At 42.2% G+C, this 24,011-nt stretch carries 18 protein-coding genes; 5 read left to right on the top strand and 13 right to left on the bottom strand.

The window, feature by feature from the left end; all coding sequences use genetic code 11:
- The first annotated feature begins 29 nt into the window (after positions 1-29).
- Positions 30-1,325, top strand: coding sequence for a glutamate-1-semialdehyde 2,1-aminomutase (locus tag GRQ40_RS03030; protein WP_066145244.1), 1,296 nt, complete (start codon positions 30-32; stop codon positions 1,323-1,325).
- A gap of 666 nt (positions 1,326-1,991) precedes the next feature.
- Positions 1,992-6,467, top strand: a complete 4,476-nt coding sequence (locus GRQ40_RS03025; protein ID WP_159720745.1) for a glutamate synthase-related protein — start codon at positions 1,992-1,994, stop codon at positions 6,465-6,467.
- On the opposite strand, the gene GRQ40_RS03020 is transcribed toward GRQ40_RS03025, so the two are convergent.
- From GRQ40_RS03020 to GRQ40_RS03010, 3 genes are all read right to left on the bottom strand, one after another.
- Positions 6,421-8,232 carry an IS1182 family transposase gene (locus GRQ40_RS03020; protein ID WP_370514198.1) on the bottom strand — a complete coding sequence of 604 codons (1,812 nt, stop codon included), beginning with the start codon at positions 8,230-8,232 and terminating at the stop codon, positions 6,421-6,423. The two genes, GRQ40_RS03025 and GRQ40_RS03020, sit on opposite strands and share 47 nt — an antisense overlap.
- Positions 8,233-8,523: 291 nt before the next feature.
- Positions 8,524-9,357: a cytochrome c oxidase assembly protein gene (locus tag GRQ40_RS03015; RefSeq protein WP_159720743.1), complete on the bottom strand. Its 834-nt coding sequence runs from the start codon at positions 9,355-9,357 to the stop codon at positions 8,524-8,526.
- The gene (locus GRQ40_RS03010) at positions 9,344-9,850 is read right to left on the bottom strand and encodes a DUF2243 domain-containing protein (protein WP_159720741.1); all 507 of its coding nucleotides are present in this window, start codon (positions 9,848-9,850) and stop codon (positions 9,344-9,346) included. The genes GRQ40_RS03015 and GRQ40_RS03010 overlap by 14 nt, the downstream gene beginning before the upstream one ends.
- 428 nt (positions 9,851-10,278) lie before the next feature.
- On the opposite strand from GRQ40_RS03010, the gene GRQ40_RS03005 reads away from it, so the two are divergent.
- From GRQ40_RS03005 to GRQ40_RS18915, 3 genes are all read left to right on the top strand, one after another.
- Complete coding sequence (locus GRQ40_RS03005; protein ID WP_066146800.1) at positions 10,279-11,346, top strand: FUSC family protein; 1,068 nt, start codon at positions 10,279-10,281, stop codon at positions 11,344-11,346.
- 552 nt (positions 11,347-11,898) lie between these two features.
- Positions 11,899-12,252, top strand: coding sequence for a hypothetical protein (locus GRQ40_RS03000; protein WP_066146797.1), 354 nt, complete (start codon positions 11,899-11,901; stop codon positions 12,250-12,252).
- An 81-nt stretch (positions 12,253-12,333) separates the two neighbouring features.
- Complete coding sequence (locus GRQ40_RS18915; RefSeq protein WP_082741637.1) at positions 12,334-12,882, top strand: VanZ family protein; 549 nt, start codon at positions 12,334-12,336, stop codon at positions 12,880-12,882.
- Positions 12,883-13,382: 500 nt separating this feature from the next.
- Here GRQ40_RS18915 and nikC read toward each other — a convergent pair whose 3' ends face one another.
- The 10 genes from nikC to fabL all read right to left on the bottom strand — a co-directional run bounded on the left by nikC (position 13,383) and on the right by fabL (position 23,980).
- Entirely contained in the window at positions 13,383-14,282 is a 900-nt protein-coding gene (gene nikC / locus GRQ40_RS02990; RefSeq protein WP_159719353.1) for a nickel transporter permease, read from the bottom strand.
- A 22-nt stretch (positions 14,283-14,304) separates the two neighbouring features.
- Positions 14,305-15,279: an ABC transporter permease gene (locus GRQ40_RS02985; RefSeq protein WP_221212082.1), complete on the bottom strand. Its 975-nt coding sequence runs from the start codon at positions 15,277-15,279 to the stop codon at positions 14,305-14,307.
- Between the two features lie 94 nt (positions 15,280-15,373).
- Positions 15,374-16,978, bottom strand: a complete 1,605-nt coding sequence (locus GRQ40_RS02980; RefSeq protein WP_159719352.1) for an ABC transporter substrate-binding protein — start codon at positions 16,976-16,978, stop codon at positions 15,374-15,376.
- Positions 16,979-17,034: 56 nt separating this feature from the next.
- Entirely contained in the window at positions 17,035-18,003 is a 969-nt protein-coding gene (locus tag GRQ40_RS02975) for an ABC transporter ATP-binding protein (RefSeq protein ID WP_159719351.1), read from the bottom strand.
- Positions 17,969-18,994: an ABC transporter ATP-binding protein gene (locus GRQ40_RS02970; protein ID WP_159719350.1), complete on the bottom strand. Its 1,026-nt coding sequence runs from the start codon at positions 18,992-18,994 to the stop codon at positions 17,969-17,971. Before GRQ40_RS02970 ends, GRQ40_RS02975 begins: the two co-directional genes overlap by 35 nt.
- Positions 18,995-19,487: 493 nt before the next feature.
- Positions 19,488-21,311: an IS1182 family transposase gene (locus tag GRQ40_RS02965; protein ID WP_236546390.1), complete on the bottom strand. Its 1,824-nt coding sequence runs from the start codon at positions 21,309-21,311 to the stop codon at positions 19,488-19,490.
- Positions 21,312-21,469: 158 nt separating this feature from the next.
- A complete protein-coding gene (locus tag GRQ40_RS02960) occupies positions 21,470-22,006 on the bottom strand; it encodes a nucleoside tri-diphosphate phosphatase (RefSeq protein ID WP_044741738.1) in 537 nt (178 codons plus the stop codon).
- A gap of 218 nt (positions 22,007-22,224) precedes the next feature.
- Complete coding sequence (locus GRQ40_RS02955; RefSeq protein ID WP_044741739.1) at positions 22,225-22,488, bottom strand: YgaB family protein; 264 nt, start codon at positions 22,486-22,488, stop codon at positions 22,225-22,227.
- Positions 22,489-22,797: 309 nt separating this feature from the next.
- On the bottom strand, positions 22,798-22,980 hold the full coding sequence (locus GRQ40_RS02950) for a gamma-type small acid-soluble spore protein (protein WP_044741775.1): 183 nt from the start codon (positions 22,978-22,980) through the stop codon (positions 22,798-22,800).
- Between the two features lie 250 nt (positions 22,981-23,230).
- Positions 23,231-23,980, bottom strand: a complete 750-nt coding sequence (gene fabL / locus GRQ40_RS02945; protein WP_159719349.1) for an enoyl-[acyl-carrier-protein] reductase FabL — start codon at positions 23,978-23,980, stop codon at positions 23,231-23,233.
- Positions 23,981-24,011: the final 31 nt, after the last annotated feature.

Genomic DNA, 24,011 nt, shown 5'->3' with positions numbered 1-24,011 from the left:
AAGAAACTCTCGTAGGAGGCTTTTGAAATATGCAATTTACAAAATCTGAACAACTTTATGAAGAAGCTCTGCAACATATCGTCGGCGGTGTAAACAGCCCTTCCCGCTCTTACAAAGCGGTTGGCGGAGGGGCTCCTGTCGTGATGGAACGCGCACAAGGGGCTTACTTTTGGGATGTAGATGGCAATAAGTATATTGATTATTTAGCCGCATATGGCCCCATCATTACGGGACATGCCCATCCACATATTACAAAAGCCATTCAACGCGCGGCAGAAAACGGGGTGTTATACGGAACACCCACTCCTTATGAAATTACATTTGCCAAAATGTTGAAAGAGGCCATTCCTTCATTAGAAAAGGTACGCTTTGTCAATTCCGGAACTGAAGCAGTGATGACGACAATTCGCGTTGCGCGCGCCTACACGGGAAGAGATAAAATTATGAAATTCGCCGGTTGCTATCATGGACACTCAGATCTTGTTCTAGTCGCTGCTGGATCTGGCCCTTCGACATTAGGTACTCCTGACTCTGCTGGCGTGCCACAAAGCATTGCTCAAGAAGTGATCACTGTTCCTTTTAATGATATTGGCTCATTTAAACAAGCAATGGAAAAATGGGGGGAAGAAGTTGCAGCCGTTCTTGTTGAGCCGATTGTTGGAAATTTCGGCATTGTTGAACCGAAGCCAGGATTCCTTGAAGCCGTGAATGAAATCGCTCATCAAGCCGGGGCACTCGTCATTTACGACGAAGTTATTACGGCATTCCGATTTATGTATGGAGGGGCACAAAATTTGCTGGGTATTGAGCCTGACTTAACTGCACTTGGAAAAATTATCGGCGGCGGTCTTCCAATCGGAGCATACGGCGGCCGGAAGGATATTATGGAGCAAGTTGCTCCGCTCGGTCCAGCATACCAAGCTGGAACGATGGCCGGCAACCCCGCGTCTATTCTTGCTGGAATCGCCTGCTTAGAAGTATTGCAGCAGGAAGGGGCATACGAGCATCTTGACCGGCTTGGGGCCATGCTGGAAGAAGGCATTCTCTCTCATGCAAAAACACATGAGATTCCCATTACCATTAACCGCCTAAAAGGAGCTTTAACCATTTATTTTACAACACAAAAAGTGGAAAATTATGAACAAGCACAACAGACAGACGGAGATATGTTTGCTAAATTTTTTAAATCGATGTTAAAACAAGGGATCAACCTTGCTCCTTCCAAATACGAAGCTTGGTTTATTACACTTGCCCATACAGAATCAGATATCCAATATACGATTCAAGCAGTGGAAAATGCATTTAAATCACTCAGATATGAATAATTATACAAAAATGAACGGAAGCCCCTTATCTTCCGTTCATTTTTTATTTCTATTGTAATCGTTTACAAGTCTATTTTTACACTTTTCCTCAAATGAATACAACATCCATAAATATGAATAAATAATTGATTTCGCTTAATAAAAATGGTAACATAGACTATAAATTCTGAATATTTTTTATCTGCAGAACTAGTCGCTCTCATAAAATAAGCACCCTGAAAAATGGCTGCTTATCTGTCGCAGCCGGCAAACCATTCCTTGTTAGCGGCCCATTTATAAAGTTTTTATTTTTTACAAGATGAGGAGTTCATTCGGTGGTCGGATGGCCAAACAACGATATTTCACAGATTTTCACAGGATTCTATTACGTGAATATGTGATAAAGACAAATCATAACGTTTCGATTTTCCAGAGAGCAGGCTTTTCATCTCCGAGTTGCATTTATATATACAGGTTGGCTTGAAAACGCTTAGCAAACAAGGAGTGAAGATAAACAAGGCCAGTGATACAGGCTGAAAGCGTTTATATTGGCAATGGGCGCTAGCATATTCAGCAAACCCACATGATTCTAGATCCCCTGGTTGTTGGGGTTTTTTCTTAAACCAAACACTGTACACAGGAGGTGAAGGCCGAGAAGTGGATATCCCCCACTTTAAAGCCACTCAAATGAAACAACATTGGAGTCCAGCCCTTTTCAAGGATTTTCATCGTGCAGAACATGACGCATGCGGCATTGTGTCAGCTCTCGAGAAACGACGCATTCCAACAAAAGAAAACATTATGACCTGTATTCAAGCACTTGTCAAAATGAACCACCGCGCCGGATTTATCAATGGGGAAGGTGATGGGGTCGGCGTTCACATTGACTTGCCAAAAGCTCTTTGGATGGAAAAACTGGCAGCCGCTGGCCAAAATCCGGAGATAGCAAATGATCCTTCTTTTACAGTTGGTCATATTTTTATTAACCGAACAGCGGATGTTGAAAAAATAAAAGAAACGATAAAACAACAATTCCAGCAGTTTGGTTTATCCATGATCTTTGAGTCTGACCGCGTTACTCACTCGCGTGCACTAGGACCGATCGCTCTTCGTCAAGAGCCTGTTTTTTGGCAGGTGGCTCTGCTGCCTTCACAAAACGGTCACTACTTATCCCGGCGTCTTTTTGAGCTTCTTATCGATATCGAACAAGACGAAAATGTTCATGTCGCATCTTTGAGCCATTTTCATGTTGTTTATAAAGTAATGGGAGCAGGAGATATATTGCCAAAATACTATGAGGATTTGGCCAATCCCCTTATTGCTTCGACGATTACCCTTGGACACAACCGTTACTCAACAAATACGTTATCAAATTTTTTCAGGGTCCAGCCATTTAGCGCTCTAGGCCACAATGGCGAGATTAATACAATCGCTAAGCTTCGTGAAGAAGCATTGATGATTGATGTTCCCCTTCCAAAAGACGGAAGTGATTCACAGGATTTAAGCCGCACCATCGAAACACTGATTTGCCGTCATGACTACAGTTTGTTTGAAGCAATGGATTTAATGTTTCCGCCAATTATTAACGAAATCAAATCCTATCCTTCTCATTTGCAAGATTTATATACGTATATTCGGGAAGCATGGGGACACTTTTCCCAAGGACCGGCAGGCATTATTTCCCGCTATGGAGACGAAGCTGTCTTTAGTGTCGACTCGCTAGGATTACGGCCTCTTTGGAAATTAGAAACGGAAGATCGCTTCATTTTTTCTTCTGAGCCTGGCATTATTCCGACCAGTGAATATACAGGCGAACCAAAGCCCTTGGCACCTGGCGAAAAGATCGGGTTTAAATGGGGAGCAAACGGGGCGATCCAGATGTTTGAATATGCTGATTTTCAAGAGGAAGTATATGCGCGTTTTGCCAAGCGCTTCGACATTTCTAATTTTCGCAAGCGCCTTGAACCGCCTGCTTTGGCGAAACATGTATTTATGGCGTCCACAAACAAAGTGCATAATGGTCAGTATGCTGCTTTTGGATGGGACCGAGAACATATCCAGCTCCTTGAACAAATGGCGGAAAAGGGCGCTGAGCCGATTCGTTCACTCGGTCATGATGCTCCTCTTGCCGCTATTGATAACGGGCGGAAAAATCTCGCTGATTTTATTAAAGAAAGCGTGGCGGTTGTCACGAACCCAGCCATTGATCGCGACCGTGAAACCGAACATTTTTCAACACGCACCATCATCGGCAAACGTCCTGCGCTCTTTGGAGAGCAAGATGTATCTTATGCAATAGAGTTGGCTTCTCCTATTTTAGTGGAGGGCAAGCTTGGCCATGAATGCGCAGATTTATTGCAGCATCCTTCCTATGATCAAATTGTCCATTCGTTCCAAGCGAAAAAATTAGCCTATACGATTTCGGCAACCTTTTCAGCCGATGAAACGATCCCAGATGCATTACAGCGGCTGTCTGCCGAGGCATGCGACGCAGTCCGCTCAGGGAAAACATTGCTGGTGATCGACGACTCACAAGCGCATCAGCGCGAACATTTGTGGCTCGATCCATTGCTTGTCACATCCATGCTCGATCACTCATTAGTCGAACAAGGATTGCGCCGTCATTGTTCGATTCTGCTTCGCTCTGGGGCCATTCGCTCCTTACACGATTTCATTGTCGTTTACGGGTTAGGGGCTGATGCCATTAGTCCATATTTAATGATGGCTACAGTTGCTTCTGAAAGCACCCCTCTTCCGGTTGTTCATTTATTCAATGCTTTGAATAAAGGATTGGAAAAGGTCATTTCCACTATTGGCATTCATGAATTGCGCGGATATAGCCGCCTTTTCTCATCAATCGGCTTGCATAATGACGTTGCTGATACTTTAAAAATTGACAACTTCTTTGGGTCTGATTCTTTAACCCATAATTTTGCTTCATTAAAAGAGGACGCGATCGCCCGGTTAGCGGACTATGGCGATGAAAGCGCCAAGCCAAGAAAAACCTTCCACCTCTTCCCTCGCATTTGGAAAGCGATTGGAGAGGTTGCGCAAACTGGAGTTTATGACCATTATCGTGAAAAACTAACCGAATTGGAAACAGAAACACCGACAACCATCCGCCATTTACTTGATTTAAAGAAAACAAAGAACAGCCTTTTAGCGGAAAAAGTAGATATTAGTGTCGGTGAGCATAGTTTGCCATTTGTCATTGCCTCTATGTCGTTTGGCTCGCAAAACGAAGTGGCATTTCGCGCCTACGCAGAGGCGGCTGATCGTCTTAATATAATTAGCTTAAACGGTGAAGGCGGAGAAATTAAAGATATGCTTGGAAAATATCCGCGCTCGCGCGGACAGCAAATTGCTTCAGGGCGTTTTGGGGTCAACGCCGAGCTGCTCAACTCTTCTAATCTATTAGAAATCAAAATCGGCCAAGGAGCAAAGCCGGGCGAGGGAGGACACCTTCCCGGATCAAAAGTCACTGCCAAAATCGCCGAGGCACGCAATGCGACGATTGGTTCGGATTTAATTTCTCCATCGAACAATCATGACATTTACTCGATCGAGGATTTAGCGCAAATGATTGCAGAATTAAAAACCGCTAACGATCAAGCTAAAGTTGCTGTAAAAGTACCTGTCGTTCCAAACATCGGAACGATTGCAGTCGGCATTGCCAAAGCAGGAGCGGATATCATTACACTAAGTGGGTTCGATGGAGGAACAGGAGCAGCGCGCATCCATGCGTTACAGCACGTCGGTCTCCCTGTAGAGATTGGGGTCAAAGCCGCACACAACGCACTCCTTGAAGCGGGATTAAGAAATAAAGTCGAAATTTGGGCAGATGGCGGGATTAAAAGCGCTCTTGATGTCATAAAAATCATGCTGCTTGGCGCCAATCGAATCGGTTTTGGCACTCTTTCTATGATCGCCATCGGCTGTACAACGTGCCGCGGCTGTCATTTGGATACGTGTCACGTCGGCATCGCTACGCAAATCGAATCGGAGGCACAGGCAAAGGAGCATGGATTACGCCGTTTCGTACCGCGACAATTCAATGCTGCCGTGCAAGGATTAGTCCACTTATTTACTGCTTTTGGTCATGAATTAAAGATGTTAACGGCTTCGCTCGGCTATGAGCGGCTGCAAGATCTTGTCGGACGCTCTGATTTATTAGAGCAAACAAGGGGATTAGATCAACTGAATTTGGCAAGTCTGCTGAATGTATTAGAGATTGAGCAATTTTCTCAAAAAGAAGCAGCAGCTAGCTTAGAAGAACCGCAGCTGCTTGTAGCGGCTGGAGCAGAGTATTTAGACCACCGCGTAGAGGATCTGCATCGTTCTCGGGAATTTTCTACCGTTACATCGGAGCAGCGGGTTCTTGGCAGCCGTGTCTCTTGTCATCGCGTTCGCGGCCGCCTAGACGGCTCGTATAAAAAATTGCCAAACATCACATTGCGCTTTAAAAATGGCTCCATCCCCGGAAACGGTCTCGGCGCTTACAATAGTCATGGAATCGACATTCATGTAGATGGCGGAGCGCAGGATGGAATTGGCAAAACATCGTTTGGAGGCAGCATCCTCATCTTTAAATCAAAAGGAAAAGATGGAAAGTTTTATAACGGCTCTGTCGGAAAAGGATTTGGCTACGGAGCACAAAAAGGATTGCTTGTCGCTCAAGGAAATGCAGATGCGCGCGCAGGCATTCGCCTCTCAGGAGCGGACTTAATTATTGGCGGTCAAGTCACCGCGCCAATCCCGGAACAAGAGCATGGCAATATTGGGGCTCGCGCGAATATTAAAGGATTTGCCTTTGAATATATGACAAATGGACGCGGGCTTGTTCTCGGCGATCCAGGACCATGGATTTGTGCTGGTATGACAGGCGGGGTCGTCTATTTACGTCATCAACCGGAGATAGGGTTAACAAGAGCTGCTCTTGAACGCCGAATCGCCAAGGGGGCCCAAGTTCGTATTGAACCCCTCAACGGGCAGGGCCGAGCAGATGTAAAAGCGCTATTGTCTCAATATATCGCTTTACTCATCGAACATGAGCAGGAACAGGAGGCCGAGGCCCTAAAGCCTTTACTGGAACATCCTGAACATCATTTCTTCCAAATTAGTCCGACAAAAGAGCAAGCTGATCCTTCCGTTTCAACAGAATGATCATTTTTATCCACTTCCTACAAAAGGGGCTGTCTGATAAGTCCCTAAAATGAAACAAGTGGAGAAAAACGAGCCGTTTTTCTCCACTTGCTTTTGTATTTTTTCGATTTTTCTTCGAAAGTAGCTGGCGGATGCCTGCTACTTTCAGTATGTTGTGGGCTAACGCCACAATCCCAAACTCGACATGTACTTTGTCGAGGCCCCGCAAAGAAAATCTGCGGAACGACCGATTGCCCTTGATGTGACCGAACACACTTTCTACTTCGACTTTGCGCCGAGCGTAGATGGCGGCTTTCTCTTCACATTCAAGGGCTGTTTTTGCCTTCGCTTTCATTTCTTCGAAGACGGTATTCCAGTGAACTTGACGATTGCCCTTCGCCTTCGTGCATTTCGCTTTTAATGGGCAATCTGTACAATCTTCACATTCGTATATTTTGAAGCTTTGTTCATAACCAGATGGATTCTTTTGGTTTTGATATTTTTTAAATGTTACTTTCCTTCCATTCGGGCAAATAAAACAATCATCCTCTTCACAATAGGTCCAGTTTTTCGCGTTTTTGATATCCTTTTTGTCTTTGCGTGTCTGTTCTCGTACATAGGATCCATAAGGAATGAGAAAATCCAATCGAGGCTCTTTCTCATCACCAATCGCATATACATAGTTTTCTTCACTGCCATATCCTGCATCCGCGATGATGGTTTTGGGCATCGGTAAAGAAGTAGCCGCCAGTTTCTCCAAATGTGGGATAAAGCAACGTGTATCGGTTGGTCGTTGATGAATGGTATAAAACAAGATAAACTGATTCTCTGTCCCGATTTGCACATTATACCCTGGCTTCAGTTGACCATTTTTCATATGATCTTCTTTCATTCGCATAAAAGTTGCGTCTTTATCCGTTTTTGAATAGCTGTTACGATCGCCAAAGATTTCGTTCTGCTCCTTGTATTTGGCTAGTCGAGGTAAAAAATTTTCTCGAATCAGTTTTAAAGGTTTTTTCCATTTCTTGCGTTCTGCTCGTTTTTCCTTCCGAACTTTTGTATCGGATTCCTGTTCGATTTCCTCTGTTAGGATTTCGACTTTTTCTTCTAATTTTTGAGCGATGGCTTCCAAGTTCTGTTCCGTGATTTCTGGATCTTCGTTCGCCTCTTTTTGTGCTGTTCCTGCTTCTAATTGGGTTAATTCTTGAATGTACTGAAGTGTTTCTTGAATTTTTTCTTTTAATGTTGCTTCCCATTTCTCTGTTGATTTTTTCCACACGAAAGAATACTTATTGGCGTTGGCTTCCATCTTGGTGCCATCCAAAAAGTAGTTTTCCATTGTGATGTACTTTTCTTCAATCAATTTTAGAATCATGGCTTCAAATAACTCATCCATCAAGGCTTTCATCCGTTCTCCGCGGAACTCATTGATCGTGCGGAAATCGGGTTGTTGCATCGCAGCTAACCATATGGCAGGAAGATTTTCTTTTATTAGTTTTTCGATTCCACGGCAGGAATAAACCTTTTGGGAATAACTATACAGAATGATTTTCAGCATCATTTTGGGATGATAGGAACTTCTGCCACCACCTTTATAATGAGAAAACAATAGCTCATCTGGTACAGATTCCACCATTTCGTCCACTACTCGTGCGACGTGATGTTCTGGTATAAGGGCTTCAATATCAAAAATCACTTGAGTTTGACGATTGTCATAGGGTTTAAAAGTAGGGGCTAATGGTCTTTTAGAGGGCTTTTTTTCCTCTGTCTCTGGAAAAAGTGTCATTTGCGTGTTATAATTTTCAGTAGTAATCATTTGATTGCTCATAAAAATCGTCCTTTCTGGAATGTTGTGCTGGTACCTTCATTTTACAGGATAGGACGATTTTTTTGTGTACTTTTTTAAAAAATGAAAAAAATGAGAGGGGCTTCAAAAAGTCAGTTACCCTGACTTTTTGGACAGCCCCTTTTTGTTGATAATCCCGTATAAAATGAGCCTACAACCCCTAGCCGATGTTAAACTAAGGATAATGGCCATTTTTCTCCTTCAGCAAACCGTACCATGCGATCATAAGAATCAACCTTGATGATAATTCGAGACTTTTGAGCACTGCTCCATACGAGGTCGGGTAGCTTTAAACCACTGAAAACATAGCATGAAGATAAGAACAGCATCAATCACATCTCCACCGTAGTACATTAGCATCCCTCCCATTTCCGCCTGCTCTGTAGAGACGCCATGAGGCGGGTGAGCATAGATGTATTTGGATAAGATGCTGTGTCCAGCTAACGCAACTGTTAATACGACGGCCCGACAGACGAAGCTAGACTTATGCGGCATTGGATCAATATAAATCATAGACACGGTAAAAACATATCCAGCAAGGAATACATGTATATGTACCAATATATGCAAAAGCACATTTCGCTGCATCATAGCATACAAGTCAGTCGTATAAAGTAACCATAGTCCTCCGACATTAAGACAAGAGGCGACAACAGGATGTCCCAAAATACGAATCGGCCAACTCTTCAGCACGTTAGAAAGACGTCGGGCGAGAGTCACATTGAGTGTTCTCAGGACAAGAGTCATCGGCGCCGCTAACTCCATCAGAAGCGGAGCAAGCATTCCAAGTAGCAAATGCCCCATCATATGTGCTGTAAAATCCATATGAGCACGATTCGCTAGAGGGCCAATCACTGCGGCAATGGCGCACAGAACTCCAAGCGCCCAAAAGATCGTGCGATGGATTGGCCAGTGCTTATGGCGGCGATTAGATATAAATGCAGCGAAGATATAAACAACTAATAGCAGAAAAAACGGCAATGCCAATAGTAGCTGTGCTAGTATCCCATTTGCGTAATCAATATGGGTGCCATTGCTGTGATGAACGTAATTATTGATGTTCATGTGAATGCGTCTCCCTTGGCGGTTGTGAATCATTTCGTGCACGAATGATGAGAATCGCACCTGCTATCATCATACCAATCGCAATGATATTCCATGTCAAATCATAAGGAAGAAGATTCACATTATAGCGAATTTGATGCAACCGCATCAGCTTATGCTGGATTGTGCCATCGTATAACTGGAATATTCCTGCCCATAGCAGCACCCCTCCCCACCATCTAGTGAGCCGCAACGCGTTTCGCCGGCGAAGATCTGCGAGCATAAATAGCGATCCGACTGTCGCAAACCAACTAAAAGCATGGAACAAACCATCTGAGACCAATCCAATACTTGTCGTGGACTTGTCATAAAAATGGTGCCAGTGCAACAATTGATGAAAAACCGCTTCATCGATAAAGGCCACTAAACCAAGGCCGAACAAGAAGCCTGACCATAGGTTACGGGCTAAGTATGGGGAGCTAGTTGCATCATGTGAAGGATTCTTTAGATTCATCTTTCCGGCAGTCATATGATCCTCCTCTTGCCTATGTCAATCTACTTAGCACTTGAATTTTCACATCGCTTCTTTCCACAGCTTTTCCCGAATAAGCAAACTATAATCAACCTCAACAAGAAATCGACTCCAATAAATTGCACAAACAAAACATAATAGCCATCGTGTTTGCTCATAGATGCCTTCTTATCTACTTTACATAACTTCATTTTTTTAAGGGTGGCTGTCCCTCGCCGGATATGTTCAATCAATGGCGACCACCCATTATTCTGAATGAAAAAAACAGCCCAGCATATACATAATACCGCTGCTGTTCTTTTTCAGAATGAGGGGGATTTTCCTACTTGATATCCTTCGATAAACCCTGTATATTACTAAATTGTTCACAACTATAATTCCAGATAAAAAGGAAGGATACGAAAACGAATATGAAACTCGGAGCCCGCATTTTCAAAACGGGAATTGCTGTTACATTGGCGCTTGTTTTAGCCAGCATGTTGAAGCTTCCTGCCCCATCCTTTGCAGGTATATCGGCTGTGTTTGCGATGCAGCCAACGATTTATCGCTCTTACTTATCTTTGATCGAGCAATTGCAAGCGAACGTGATCGGAGCTGTGTTTGCGATTGTTTTCGTCCTGTTATTTGGGCACAATCCTTTTATCATTGGATTGACAGCCATTTTAGTGATTGCGCTTTGCTTACGGCTTCGGCTTGAGTCCACCATTTCCGTTGCATTAGTGACCGTAATTGCCGTCATGGAATATACAGAAACAAACTTTATTCAATTTGCTCTGATTCGTTTTTCAACCATTATGCTTGGCATACTCGCCGCCTTCATTGTGAACTGCATATTTTTGCCGCCAAAATATGAAAAAAAGCTGTATGACAGCATTGTTGAAAACACCGAGACGATTTTAAAATGGATTCGGATTAACACACGGCGTGCTTCTGAGCATCACGTTCTCAAAGAAGACATCGAAAAACTAAAAGAAAATATGATGAAGCTCAACCAGCTTTACTTAATGTATAAAGAAGAACGAATCTACTTCGCGAAAAAACGCTATCAAAAATCGCGGAAGCTCGTACTATACCGTCAAATGATTACAGTTACCAATCGAGCGCTAGATGCTTTAAGAACGCTTCATCGCTTTGAGAATGAGCTTTCCCAAATGCCACCTGAGTTTCAACAAACATTGCGCTCACAGTTGGATTGCTTGCTTCATTATCACGAGCAAATTTTGCTGAAGCTGGTCGGCAAAGTGAAGTTTCAAGCAGAATCTAAAATAGCGGATGAGGCATACGATGAAAAAAAGCGACTTGTGGAGGCTTTTTATCAATACAGTAAGCATGGAAATGAATATCATCTATTGTCGCTCGTTGGAACGATTATTACTTATGGAGAACAGTTGGAGCATCTTGATAAACTTGTGGAGAGCTTTCAACAATATCACAAAGATGACGAAGAACCTCTGCAGCTTTCCGGACAACAAGGATGATATCGCAAAGATGCCTGCCGCCATTTTTATCACAGAATCCATCATTTTAGAGAGGCAGCACCCTCATCAGAGAACCGCGCGCCTCTTTTTGTTTTCACGAAAAAAATCAGCGAGCGAATATAGCAAGCTTGATGTGTCAATTAGTCTGCCCTCCTTCAAACAACGTGAGAAAAGAATCTTGTTCAATGCTTGAAGGATGATGCGAAAGATGTGAATGCGAATCGATTCGTTGAACATAATATGTTAGATTGAACATGTAGGCCTTTCTTCGAGAAAAGAAAATTCAATGTTCTCCCTCTCTCCTTCTTTTTGTCCATGATGATTTCCATTTGGTCACCTTTCCCATACAGGAACATTCTCTTCTTGGTATCTTCTATGTTCCTCCACGCATAACTTTTCTAAAATCTCAAAAACAATTTGCAGTAAAGGGATTAAAATCATCCAATAAATCTATTTTTTGTATATGTATGAAGTTGATTTTTTGGAAGTATATGCTATTATAAATTATGGAAAGTGTTATAATTAAAGGAATGTATAAATAAGCTTACAAAGATGTTATCAGTCATCCCCCTATCATTTACAGCAGCATATCGTGATTCTTATTCATTTGACATTGCAACAAAGGTGACCGGTACAAAGGTTCATAAGCTAGCTAACAAAACAACTACTAGTTATACAGGAGGAGATACATACTGGTATAGTGGATCTGTCTCTTTCCAAAAATCTGACTATAAAGTAGAGCTATATAAATCCTGGCTCACTAATTATCGTTTTACCAAATCAGCAAACGGTTATTACGCTACTAAAAGTTGGGGAGTTGTTGCTGCCGGGGATTATACTGTCAATGTCACGAAAACTGGTGGCGAAAGCGACAAGGTAATCGGCAGTGGAAGCATCGACCAATAACGATATAAGAACAAGTCTAAATTCGATGACTTGTTCTTCTAATCTTTAATGAATTAAGGATGATTTACTTTGAGACTACTGATGGATATACTGCTATTTTCAGGGCCCATATTACTTTTTTACTTGTTCATTAGGCTTTTATTCATTCGAAAATCTAAATTAAGGATGATGAAAGAAGTTTCAAGGATTACTTTTCTTGCTTATATCTCTGCTTTAATTTTTATTGTTTGGATTGACCAGAGTACCCCGGTAAACTATCTCTTATATAATTTCGTCCCTTTCAAAACCATATTTACTTACATTGAAGATTTCATTTCCGGGACTAATCCATTCATTGCCTTTAAGAATATATTGGGAAATGTCCTCCTAACATTCCCCATTGGATTTTATTGTGTTATTTTTACACGCGGTCTTTCTAAAGCCAAATTAATTGGTCTATCAATAGTAGTCCCCCTCATAATCGAATGTGGACAATACCTTTTGTTTTTGACGAAATTAGGGGGGCTTAGATCCGTTGATATTGATGATTTAATTCTAAATTCCATTGGCATTATAACGGGCTACTATTTTACGATGTACTTATTACAAAAAAGCCATAAAAAGCAGCAACAAGTAAATAACTATAACTGAAAGATTCGTTAAAAAAGGAAAATAAAGCTTTAGCAAAACACAGGTTAAAATCTCTCATATAGCTGTAACCCAATTCCCTACTTGCAATAGAACCATAGTGTCAGCGAGAGGAGCTATGGCTCATGATTACGAGAGGGGAATTTTTATGATTAAAAGGGAAAGGCTATTTCCGATATCGCAAATGAAATGAGGATAGATCAGAAAACATTCCGAAAATTGATCCATTCTCTTTCCCATACAATGTTTGTCATACTTTAACTGAACCAATCTTTTTTTCAGCAGCGTCTTCTAACATAACGTGATCCATTCTACTGAATGTATCGACATGTCCCCCCTCCAATAAACAGGTGTGACGGTCGAGCGATGGAATAACATCGATTAAAGAACGATGAATAGATTGGAAAGCGCCTGTGTTTCAGCCTTCGTCATGGCAAAATTTTCAGCGACAATATATGAAAAAACGGCTATCCTTCGTTTAGGATAACCGTTTCGGTGATTCGTTAGCTTTTCATGCGCGGATCAAGCGCATCGCGCAATCCGTCTCCCATTAAATTAAATCCCAGCACCGTCAACATAATGGCAAGCCCAGGAAATACCATCGTCCAAGGTGCCTGTGTTAGAAAATCTTTTGAACTTGCTAGCATCGTTCCCCATTCCGGATTTGGCGGCTGCGCCCCTAAGCCGAGAAAACCAAGAGCAGCCGCTTCAATGATGGCAGTAGCGATCGCTAACGTTCCTTGCACAATAATCGGCGCCATACTGTTTGGCAAAATATGATGGAATAAAATACGAGCATCACTCATTCCTATCGCTCTTGCTGCCACGATATATTCCTCTTGCTTAATACTTAATACACGTGAACGAATCAATCGTCCAAAATTCGGAATATTAATGACCGCGATCGCAATCAATGCATTTTGCAGTGATGGCCCCAAAACAGCGACAATTCCGATGGCTAATAAAATACTTGGGAATGCCAGCATAATATCAAAGATACGAGAAATAATGGCATCTATCCATTTTCCGTAATAACCCGCTACAATACCGAGTAAAGATCCGACAACAACCGAACCGAGCACAGAAAAAAATCCAACCCAAAGCGAGATTCTCGCTCCATAAATGACGCGCGATAAAATATCGCGGCCAAAGTCATCGGTTCCAAAAAGATGCTCTTTCGATGGCGCCTGCAAGCGTTCGGAAAGGTTTTGCTCACTAATTTCATACGGAGCCAAAAGTGGAGCGAACACGGCTAATAAAATAAAAAACAGGACAATGGCCGCACCAACAAGCGCTATTTTATTTTTTTTAAAACTGCGCCATCCTTCCTTCCAAAGTGAAACCGATTCTTCTTTGTCTGGGTTAACAGGGATTGGCGCTTGATTTCGGGCTAATTCGGCCATTTTGTTTCACCCCTTTGCAAAATTAATTGTACTTAATGCGCGGATCAACAGCAGCATAAAGAAGGTCGACAACTAGATTAATAAAAATAAAGATCGTTGCTACGACTAAAATTCCTGATTGTATCACGGGATAATCACGATAGCCGATTGCTTCATAAATATAGCGCCCAATTCCCGGCCAACTGAAAATCGTTTCCGTTAAAATCGCTCCTCCAAGCAACAGCCCTGTCTGCAAACCAATAACCGTCAATACAGGAATAATCGCATTTTTTAGTGAATGCTTATAAACGACCCAAAACATGCTTAACCCCTTCGCTCTCGCTGTACGAATATAGTCGGATTTCATCACTTCAAGCATGCTGGAACGGGTTATTCTTGCGATAATTGCCATAGGAATCGTAGCCAAAGCTATACTTGGCAGGATTAAATGCTGCAATACTTGCATAAACTGCTCTGTATTTCCTTGCAGCAATGTATCGATTAAATATAGATGAGTAATAGGTTCTATCGGATTTCGCACTTCCTCACGCCCAGATGTCGGAAGCCAATCCAAATGAATCGCAAATACCCACTGCTCCATGAGCCCCAACCAAAAAATCGGCATTGATACGCCTACTAGCGCTAATATCATCGCTGTATAATCAAACCAGGAATTTTGAAACCAAGCGCTTATAATTCCTGCATTCACGCCAATCACGATGGCAATCAACATCGCCGCGATAGACAGCTCAAGCGTCGCTGCTAAATATGGCCAAATTTCTTGCGATACCGATGTTCCGGTTCGAATGGATTCTCCTAAATCTCCTTTTAGCAGTCCCCCTAAATATTTGACATACTGAACATACCACGGCTGATCAAGCCCCAGCTTATGCGTCAATGCTTCGACTGCTTCTTTCGTCGCTTTTTGTCCTAAGATGACCTGTGCCGGATTTCCGGGAATCGCCCGAATCATAAAAAAGACAACGAGCGACATTCCTAACAAAACAGGAATCACCATCAAAATTCTCCGCAGCGTATAAGCAAACACGCTATCACTCCTTCCTTGCGAAATTCAAAGGGAGAGGTATCCCCCCTCCCTCTCAACCTAGAATTTATTGAATCTCTACTTTTGTAAATTTATCGGTGCCTGTTGGATGTGGATTAAAGTTTTTAATCGTCGTTTTTCCTGCTAGCAGCGGTGTTGAGTGAACAAGCGGGATCCATGGTGCGTCTTCTTTGATAATTTCTTGCGCTTTTTTGTAAAGCTCATTCCGTTTATTTTCATCGCTGACTGTTTGCGCTTCAACTAAAATTTTGTGAAGCTCCTCATTGGAGTAGTACGTATAGTTGTTGCTGCCGATGCTGTCCTTATCTAGTAACGCGTATAGGAAGTTATCAGCATCACCATTATCCCCGGTCCAGCCAAGCAAGAATGAGTCTGCTTCTCCTTTCGCTGCTTTGTCTAGATAAGTCGCCCATTCATATGTGACAATTTTTGCCTTGACGCCAATTTTCGCAAAGTTGGCTTGCAACGCTTCAGCAATTTTTTTCGCATCTGGCATATATTGACGCGGAACAGGCATTGCCCATAATTCCATTTCAAATCCGTTTGGATAGCCGGCCTGTGCCAAAAGCTGCTTCGCTTTCTCTAAATCAAACGGATAGTCCTGAATCGCATCATTATAGCCAGGAATGCTCGGAGGCATCGGGTTTTTCGCAGGTTCTGCCTGCCCAGCATAAAACGCATCAATTAGCGCTTGTTTATCTACTGCATAGTTTAGGGCTTGACGAACAAGTTTGTTCTTCAAAGGCCCCCTCGTCGCGGTTAAACCAACGTAGCCCACGTTCATGGAAGGACGTTTAAACACTTGGAAATCCTTGTTTTCTTCAACCTGTTTTAGATCTGATGGATTCACATCTTCCATTAAGTCAATTTCGCCTTTTAACAGCGCATTTAAGCGAGCTGAGTTGTCAGGAATAGAGACGAAGATTAACTGATTTAATTTTGGGTATCCTTTCATCCAATAATCCTTATTTTTCTCAAGCACAATCCGCTCATTTCGCTTCCATTCTTTAAAAACGAACGGACCGGTTCCTACAGGATTTTCCGCAAACTTATCGCCATATTTTTCGATAGCTGCCGGACTGGCGATCGCAAACGGCGGCATTGCAAGGTTTTTCAAAAATGGCGCTTGTGGACGTTTTAATACAAACTGAACGGTATGATCATCCAGAGCTTTTACTTCTTTAATCACATGGCTTTCGTCATTTTTATATCCGCCAAACATCGATCCATAGTATGGGAATTGGTCGGCATTTCCATTAGCCCATCGTTCGAAATTAAATACGACAGCTTCAGCGTTAAAGTCAGTGCCATCATGAAATTTAACGCCTTGTCGAAGCGTAAATGTGTACGTTAACCCGTCTGGAGAGATATCCCATTTTTCAGCTAGTCCAGGCTGGACAGATGTGTCACCTTCATTATAGTCCAGCAGTGTATCAAAGATATTTTTCGTTACCTTCAATGATTCGCCATCTGTCACTGTTGCAGGGTCAAGTGCAACCGAGTCTCCCCCGCGCCCATATACTAGCGTGCTTTGTGACGATGTTCCTCCCTTCCCACCGCTGCTTGTCTTTTCTGATTTTCCACAGCCGACAAGCGCTACAGACAGTGCCAGCATAACAGCAAGCAATGTCATCAATGACTTTTTCTTCATAACATATTCCCCCTTTTTCCAGTAGCCTTATGTTTATGACTTCGTTGCTTTTCATCTCATTGATAAAGATGGCAAGCAACGTAATGTCCCTTTTCAACCTCTTGGAGCGTTGGCCTTGTCGTTTTACAAATGTCCATACAAGCGCTGCATCTTGTATGAAAAGCGCAACCTTTTGGCGGATTAGCCGGGCTTGGCAAATCCCCTGTTAAAAGTTGCCGTTCCTGCTGATATTCAGGATCTGGAATAGGAACGGCCGATAGCAGCGCCTTTGTATACGGATGTTTAGGAGATTCGTATAGTACATCACTATCAGCTAACTCTACCATCCGGCCTAAATACATGACTCCTACACGGTCGCTGATATGGCGAACAACTCCTAAATCATGCGCGATAAAAATATAGGTGAGCCCAAATTCCTTTTGCAAATCCTCCAGTAAATTTAATACTTGCGCTTGAATCGATACGTCTAACGCGGAAACAGGCTCATCGGCAATAATCAGCTTCGGCCGGGTCATCAAGGCACGGGCAATGCCAATTCTTTGGCGCTGTCCCCCGCTAAATTGGTGTGGATACCGCTTGGCATGATAGCTTCCAAGGCCTACAACCTCCAGCATTTCGTAAACTTTCTTCTTCCGCTCCTGCTTCGAGCCGATTCCATGTACAATTAGCGGCTCTTCAAGAATCTTTTCTACCGTATGGCGCGGGTTAAGAGAAGCAAAGGGGTCTTGAAATACCATCTGCATGTCGCGGCGCACTTTTCGTAATTCTTGCTTCGATAAATTTGTAATCTCTTGATTCTCAAACACAATTGAACCTTCTGTCGGTTCAATTAAACGCAGAAGCATTCGCCCCGTTGTTGATTTCCCACAGCCGCTTTCTCCAACAATGCCTAACGTTTCTCCTTTATACACAGTAAAAGTCAGATCGTCGACAGCTTTTACCTCGCCAATTTTTTTGCTGAAAACACCGCCCGTAATCGGGAAGTATTTTTTAAGATCTTTCACCTGCAACAACGGCTCGGTCACCCTTCGTTTCCTCCTCTCTTTGATGCAAAAAACAACGAACGCGATGCCCTGTTTGATCAATGGAGTATAGCTGCGGTGTTTCTTGAAAGCATCGAGCAAACGCATGCTCACACCGTGCTGCAAACCGGCATCCTTGTTTGATCGTTCCCGGTTTTGGAACATTGCCCGGAATCGAATAAAGACGTTCCTTTTTTTCACGAATATCAGGAACAGACTGAATTAAACCGATTGTATAAGGGTGTTTTGGTTGCTTAAAAATCGTATGTACGTCGCCTTCCTCGACAATTTTTCCTGAATACATGACAATCACTCGCTGGCACACTTCTGCCACGACCCCTAAATCGTGAGTAATCATCATAATAGCGGTCTGGAAGTTTTGGTTTAAATCCTTCATGAGCTTTAAAATTTGCGCTTGAATGGTCACATCTAACGCAGTCGTCGGTTCATCGGCGATCAAAACAGCCGGACGACAAGCCATTGCCATCGCGATCATGACCCTTTGCCTCATTCCTCCCGATAATTGGTGAGGATATTCGTCGATGATGTCTTCCGCTCGCGGAAGACCGACTAGCTTTAACATTTCAATCGACCGCAGACGCGCTTCTTTTTTTGTGAGGTCTGTATGTGTACGAATGGCTTCGATTAGTTGATTGCCGATCGTAAACAACGGATTAAGAGAAGTCATTGGCTCTTGAAAGATCATCGCAATTTCATTTCCCCGAATCGCTTTCATTCTTTTTTCCGGCGCATTGACAAGATTTTCGCCTTTCAACCAAATTTCGCCACCAACGACTCGTCCGATTCCTTTTGGTAACAGCCCCATAATCGATAACGAGGTCACGCTTTTTCCACACCCTGATTCTCCAACAATCCCCAAAACTTCCCCCTCGTTTATATAAAAATCGATATCATCGACCGCCGGAATTTCTCCATCATCTGTAAAAAAGGATGTTTTCAACCCTTTTACTTCTAGCACTCGCTGTTCACTCATGACGTCACCTCCTATCTAAATAAAAAAGAATAGTAGTACAATTCGGCCATTTTCATTTAAATTATGCCATGCATAGAAGAATAATACAATAATAATATTCTAAAAAGTTCAAATTATATAAATAAAACAAAAATAGCTGGATGAAAGAGGAAAACTATTCCTTTCCAATATGAAGAAAAGTATCTGCGAAATCTCCGATATGATATTAAAAATCCTCGCCGCGCAGCATGTCCGATCAATAACTGGTTGTGCACGCTCTCTTTGTATTTAATTTCCTTCAATAATGATGAATATTTTTTTACTTTATCTCTTTATCAATCCAAAGACAGCGGCTTCGTCTCTTACATACAACTACAAACCTACGGACAAAGGCAAATCACCTACTTGCCCTGATTGCACTTTGGAGTGACGCATTAAATTGTATCTATAGCCTATGTTCATTGATTTTTCGACATCCCCAATCATTTTCTGGACGTTTGAACAGTTTTATTTTTTATTTATGCCGCTTTTCCAATCTGAATCTACACGAAAAAATGGGGCTGTCTGATAAGTCCCTAAAATGAAACAAGTGGAGAAAAACGAGCCGTTTTTCTCCACTTGCTTTTGTATTTTTTCGATTTTTCTTCGAAAGTAGCTGGCGGATGCCTGCTACTTTCAGTATGTTGTGGGCTAACGCCACAATCCCAAACTCGACATGTACCTTGTCGAGGCCCCGCAAAGAAAATCTGCGGAACGACCGATTGCCCTTGATGTGACCGAACACACTTTCTACTTCGACTTTGCGCCGAGCGTAGATGGCGGCTTTCTCTTCACATTCAAGGGCTGTTTTTGCCTTCGCTTTCATTTCTTCGAAGACGGTATTCCAGTGAACTTGACGATTGCCCTTCGCCTTCGTGCATTTCGCTTTTAATGGGCAATCTGTACAATCTTCACATTCGTATATTTTGAAGCTTTGTTCATAACCAGATGGATTCTTTTGGTTTTGATATTTTTTAAACGTTACTTTTCTTCCATTCGGGCAAATAAAACCATCATCTTGCTCACAATAGGTCCAGTTTTTCGCGTTTTTGATATCCTTTTTGTCTTTGCGTGTCTGTTCTCGTACATAGGATCCATAAGGAATGAGAAAATCCAATCGAGGCTCTTTCTCATCACCAATCGCATATACATAGTTTTCTTCACTGCCATATCCTGCATCCGCGATGATGGTTTTGGGCATCGGTAAAGAAGTAGCCGCCAGTTTCTCCAAATGTGGGATCAAACAACGCGTGTCTGTAGGTCGTTGGTGAATCGTATAAAACAAGATAAACTGATTCTCTGTCCCTATTTGCACGTTATACCCTGGCTTGAGCTGACCGTTTTTCATATGATCTTCTTTCATGCGCATGAAGGTTGCGTCTTTGTCTGTTTTGGAATAACTGTTACGGTCGCCAAAGATTTCGTTCTGTTCCTTGTATGTAGCTAGTCGTGGTAAGAAATTTTCCCGAATCAGCTTTAAAGGTTTTTTCCATTTCCTGCATTCTTGGCGCTTTTCCTTACGAATCTTTGTCTCTGGTTCCTTTTCTATTTCCTCTGTTAGCGTTTCAACTTTTTCTTCTATCTCCTTAGCGACTGTCTCTAAATGATGTTCGGTGATCTCTTCACGTTGTTCGGTTTCCTTTTCTCCCGTTCCAGCTTCTAATGGTGTCAATTCATGAATGTACTCAAGTGTTTCTTGAATTTTTTCTTTTAATGTTGCTTCCCATTTCTCTGTTGATTTTTTCCACACGAAAGAATACTTATTGGCGTTGGCTTCCATCTTGGTGCCATCCAAAAAGTAGTTTTCCATTGTGATGTACTTTTCTTCAATCAATTTTAGAATCATGGCTTCAAATAACTCATCCATCAAGGCTTTCATCCGTTCTCCGCGGAACTCATTGATCGTGCGGAAATCGGGTTGTTGCATCGCAGCTAACCATATGGCAGGAAGATTTTCTTTTATGAGTTTTTCGATTCCACGGCAGGAATAAACCTTTTGGGAATAACTATACAGAATGATTTTCAGCATCATTTTGGGATGATAGGAACTTCTGCCACCACCTTTATAATGAGAAAACAATAGCTCATCTGGTACAGATTCCACCATTTCGTCCACTACTCGTGCGACGTGATGTTCTGGTATAAGGGCTTCAATATCAAAAATCACTTGAGTTTGACGATTGTCATAGGGTTTAAAAGTAGGGGCTAATGGTCTTTTAGAGGGCTTTTTTTCCTCTGTCTCTGGAAAAAGTGTCATTTGCGTGTTATAATTTTCAGTAGTAATCATTTGATTGCTCATAAAAATCGTCCTTTCTGGAATGTTGTGCTGGTACCTTCATTTTACAGGATAGGACGATTTTTTTGTGTACTTTTTTAAAAAATGAAAAAAATGAGAGGGGCTTCAAAAAGTCAGTTACCCTGACTTTTTGGACAGCCCCATTTTTTTGAACACTAGTATTAACTGCGATATGAAAGAAACTTCTCATACCACATGTCAATAAAATCAGGCGCAAACGGTCCTTTTCGCTGCTGGATCCAGCTAACGAGCTTTTGAACATTATTTTTTAAAATGCGATCGATCACAGCTGGATAATTCATCTCCTGTCGATGGCGCTCATACTCATCTTCATCTAAAAGATTATAGGTCATGCTTGGAAAAACTTTTATATCAAGATCATAATCAATATATTTAAGCGCCTCTTGATCCCAAACAAACGGCGAGCTTAAATTGCAATAATAATAAACGCCATCCTCGCGAATCATTCCGATAATATTAAACCAATGCTTCGCGTGAAAAAAACAAATGGCAGGCTCTCTAGTAATCCAAGTCCTTCCATCAGATTCTGTCACAACTGTTCGATCATTTGCTGCAATAATATAATTGGACGTTCCTTTTAATACCAATGTTTCTTTCCAAATTCGATGAATCGAACCATTATGCTTATAGCTTTGAATTTGGATAATTTCTCCTTCACGTGGATATTTTGTCGTCATTTTTCTTACCTACTTTCATATGGACACTTTCTATATATAATGATCCAACCCAAACCAATAAACCGTATTGAATTTCTCGCTTTTTTTGCCCTAGTCGGCAAGACTATTTACTTTCCGAACAAGTATGCCCTTCTCAAACAAGGGACGCTTGGTAGATACATTTGAATATATTATAAATAATTTCGCTCCGAATTGAAAACAAAAGAGCCACCAACTCATTATGATGGCTCGCCCGCATGACAATAATGGCGCTGGTAGGATCGAATGACTTCCTCCGTTTGTTTTTCAAATGTTTGCTGAATTTCTTTTAATTGCTGCTTCATTTGCTGAATTTCTTCTTGAACCGATTGCAGCTTCGCTTCATTTTGCAGTTCAATTAATTCTTCTTCTATGGATTGACATCTCTCAATTTCTGATTGCAAAAATAATAGCTGCTCCATCGTTTTTAGCTGCTCGCCGACTAAACGATCAAAAAGCTCCATACCCTTTCTCCCCTTTCATCATTCTATCTTAATACATTCGGGAAAAGAGCAGGAATTTCCTTTGACTATATCTGTAGAGTAGTGATAACTTTTGTCGAGCATGTAGATAAAAAAGCGCAAAACGTCCCGCCGAGGAGAGATTGCGCAGATAACTCAGCAAAACGGCTCAACATGTCGCTGCCACAGTGCGCAAACTGATGGCGCTTGAAGGTAGACAGCACCTTACGAACAGGATATAAAAAGGCACCCCTTTACCGAAAAAAGGAGTGCCTATAATGATATAGTCAAGCATGTTCACGCATTGGACGCTTAGCGTGATGATTTTTGTGATTTGCGCGCTTCAGCTTGAGCGTTTTGTTGTTTTACTTCTTGGACATCTGTTTCAGCAGCAAATTCTGTGCCAAATTGTCCTGCCGCACCAGCTTGAGCGTTTTGTTGTCTTACCTCTTGAATGTTTGTACCAGCAGCCGTTTTGTTTGGTTGTTTTGCCATCGTTATCACCTCCACGACTTTAATGTGTCCAGGAGGTGATTTTTTTATCCGCAAAAAATTACGCCGGCAGACGTAAATAAAATCAAGTTGAATTTCTTCGTCTGACAAGCGATAGATAGCAGCCAATGGAACGAAAAAACAGCCCATATCCATTCATGAACCTTCCCCCCGCTCCGTTAAGAGATGGAAGACTTCTCAGCGCAGTATGTTAAAAATTCGGATAGCCTAAGAAAAAAATGGATCAACCATGCTACATTAATAAAGATCTGCCACCATCCACAATAATGGTCTGTCCTCGTATCATTTCCGCTTGATCAGATAATAAAAATAAAACAGCATTGACGATGTCCTTCGGCTCGACCATTCGTCCGGCTGGCGTTTTGGCAACAGCATCAGCCAACAATTCAGCGCGATTCGGAAAATGTTTCAATGCGTCTGTATCAATTGCCCCGCCAGAGACGGCATTGACAGAAATATTTTTCGCCGCTAGTTCTACAGCTAGATAGCGAGTCAACGACTCAACAGCTGCTTTTGAAACCCCTACCGCTGTATAGTTTTCTAAATATCGGATGGAACCGAGAGAGCTAATGCTTACAATTTTTCCGCCTCCGACCTTTTCCATACGCTTTGCTGCTTCTTGCGCGCAAAAGAGCAAGGCCTTGCTGTTAATATGCATTGTCCAATCCCAATGGGATTCTTCCAATTGCATCGCTGCCCGCAATACTCCAGATGCAGCATTATTAATGAGAACATCTACTCGACCAAAAGCTTCGTCAATTTGTGCAAACATTTCCTGGATCTTTTCAACTTTTCCTACATTCGCTTTGACTACAAGCGCATGTTGACCTAATGCTTCAATTTCTTTCGCCGTCTGTAAAGCTGCTTCCTTGCTTCGCGCATAGTTGACAACGATATCGTAACCTTCCTGCGCTAATCGAAGGGCAATCGCTTTGCCAATTCCCCGGCTGCTTCCAGTCACTACTGCCACTTTTTTGCTCATTTCTTCCTCTCCTTTATTATGTATAAATTTA

This window comes from Anoxybacillus sp. PDR2 (assembly GCF_009834045.1).
GTDB classification, from domain to species: Bacteria; Bacillota; Bacilli; order Bacillales; family Anoxybacillaceae; genus Anoxybacteroides; species Anoxybacteroides rupiense.
The sequence above is the reverse complement of the archived record's forward strand: the minus strand, read 5'-3'. Positions and strand labels throughout refer to the sequence as shown.

What these genes read in the sequence shown, in the direction of transcription:
- GRQ40_RS03000 (WP_066146797.1), top strand. Translation starts at nt 11,899, where the DNA reads ATGTTATCAGTCATCCCCCTATCATTTACAGCAGCATATCGTGATTCT.
- GRQ40_RS02950 (WP_044741775.1), bottom strand. Translation starts at nt 22,980, where the DNA reads ATGGCAAAACAACCAAACAAAACGGCTGCTGGTACAAACATTCAAGAG.
- GRQ40_RS02965 (WP_236546390.1), bottom strand. Translation starts at nt 21,311, where the DNA reads ATGAGCAATCAAATGATTACTACTGAAAATTATAACACGCAAATGACA.
- GRQ40_RS02980 (WP_159719352.1), bottom strand. Translation starts at nt 16,978, where the DNA reads ATGAAGAAAAAGTCATTGATGACATTGCTTGCTGTTATGCTGGCACTG.
- GRQ40_RS02970 (WP_159719350.1), bottom strand. Translation starts at nt 18,994, where the DNA reads ATGAGTGAACAGCGAGTGCTAGAAGTAAAAGGGTTGAAAACATCCTTT.
- GRQ40_RS03030 (WP_066145244.1), top strand. Translation starts at nt 30, where the DNA reads ATGCAATTTACAAAATCTGAACAACTTTATGAAGAAGCTCTGCAACAT.
- GRQ40_RS03015 (WP_159720743.1), bottom strand. Translation starts at nt 9,357, where the DNA reads ATGAACATCAATAATTACGTTCATCACAGCAATGGCACCCATATTGAT.
- nikC (WP_159719353.1), bottom strand. Translation starts at nt 14,282, where the DNA reads ATGGCCGAATTAGCCCGAAATCAAGCGCCAATCCCTGTTAACCCAGAC.
- GRQ40_RS03025 (WP_159720745.1), top strand. Translation starts at nt 1,992, where the DNA reads ATGAAACAACATTGGAGTCCAGCCCTTTTCAAGGATTTTCATCGTGCA.
- fabL (WP_159719349.1), bottom strand. Translation starts at nt 23,980, where the DNA reads ATGAGCAAAAAAGTGGCAGTAGTGACTGGAAGCAGCCGGGGAATTGGC.
- GRQ40_RS18915 (WP_082741637.1), top strand. Translation starts at nt 12,334, where the DNA reads ATGGATATACTGCTATTTTCAGGGCCCATATTACTTTTTTACTTGTTC.
- GRQ40_RS03005 (WP_066146800.1), top strand. Translation starts at nt 10,279, where the DNA reads ATGAAACTCGGAGCCCGCATTTTCAAAACGGGAATTGCTGTTACATTG.
- GRQ40_RS03010 (WP_159720741.1), bottom strand. Translation starts at nt 9,850, where the DNA reads ATGAATCTAAAGAATCCTTCACATGATGCAACTAGCTCCCCATACTTA.
- GRQ40_RS02985 (WP_221212082.1), bottom strand. Translation starts at nt 15,279, where the DNA reads ATGGTGATTCCTGTTTTGTTAGGAATGTCGCTCGTTGTCTTTTTTATG.
- GRQ40_RS02955 (WP_044741739.1), bottom strand. Translation starts at nt 22,488, where the DNA reads ATGGAGCTTTTTGATCGTTTAGTCGGCGAGCAGCTAAAAACGATGGAG.
- GRQ40_RS02960 (WP_044741738.1), bottom strand. Translation starts at nt 22,006, where the DNA reads ATGACGACAAAATATCCACGTGAAGGAGAAATTATCCAAATTCAAAGC.
- GRQ40_RS03020 (WP_370514198.1), bottom strand. Translation starts at nt 8,232, where the DNA reads ATGACACTTTTTCCAGAGACAGAGGAAAAAAAGCCCTCTAAAAGACCA.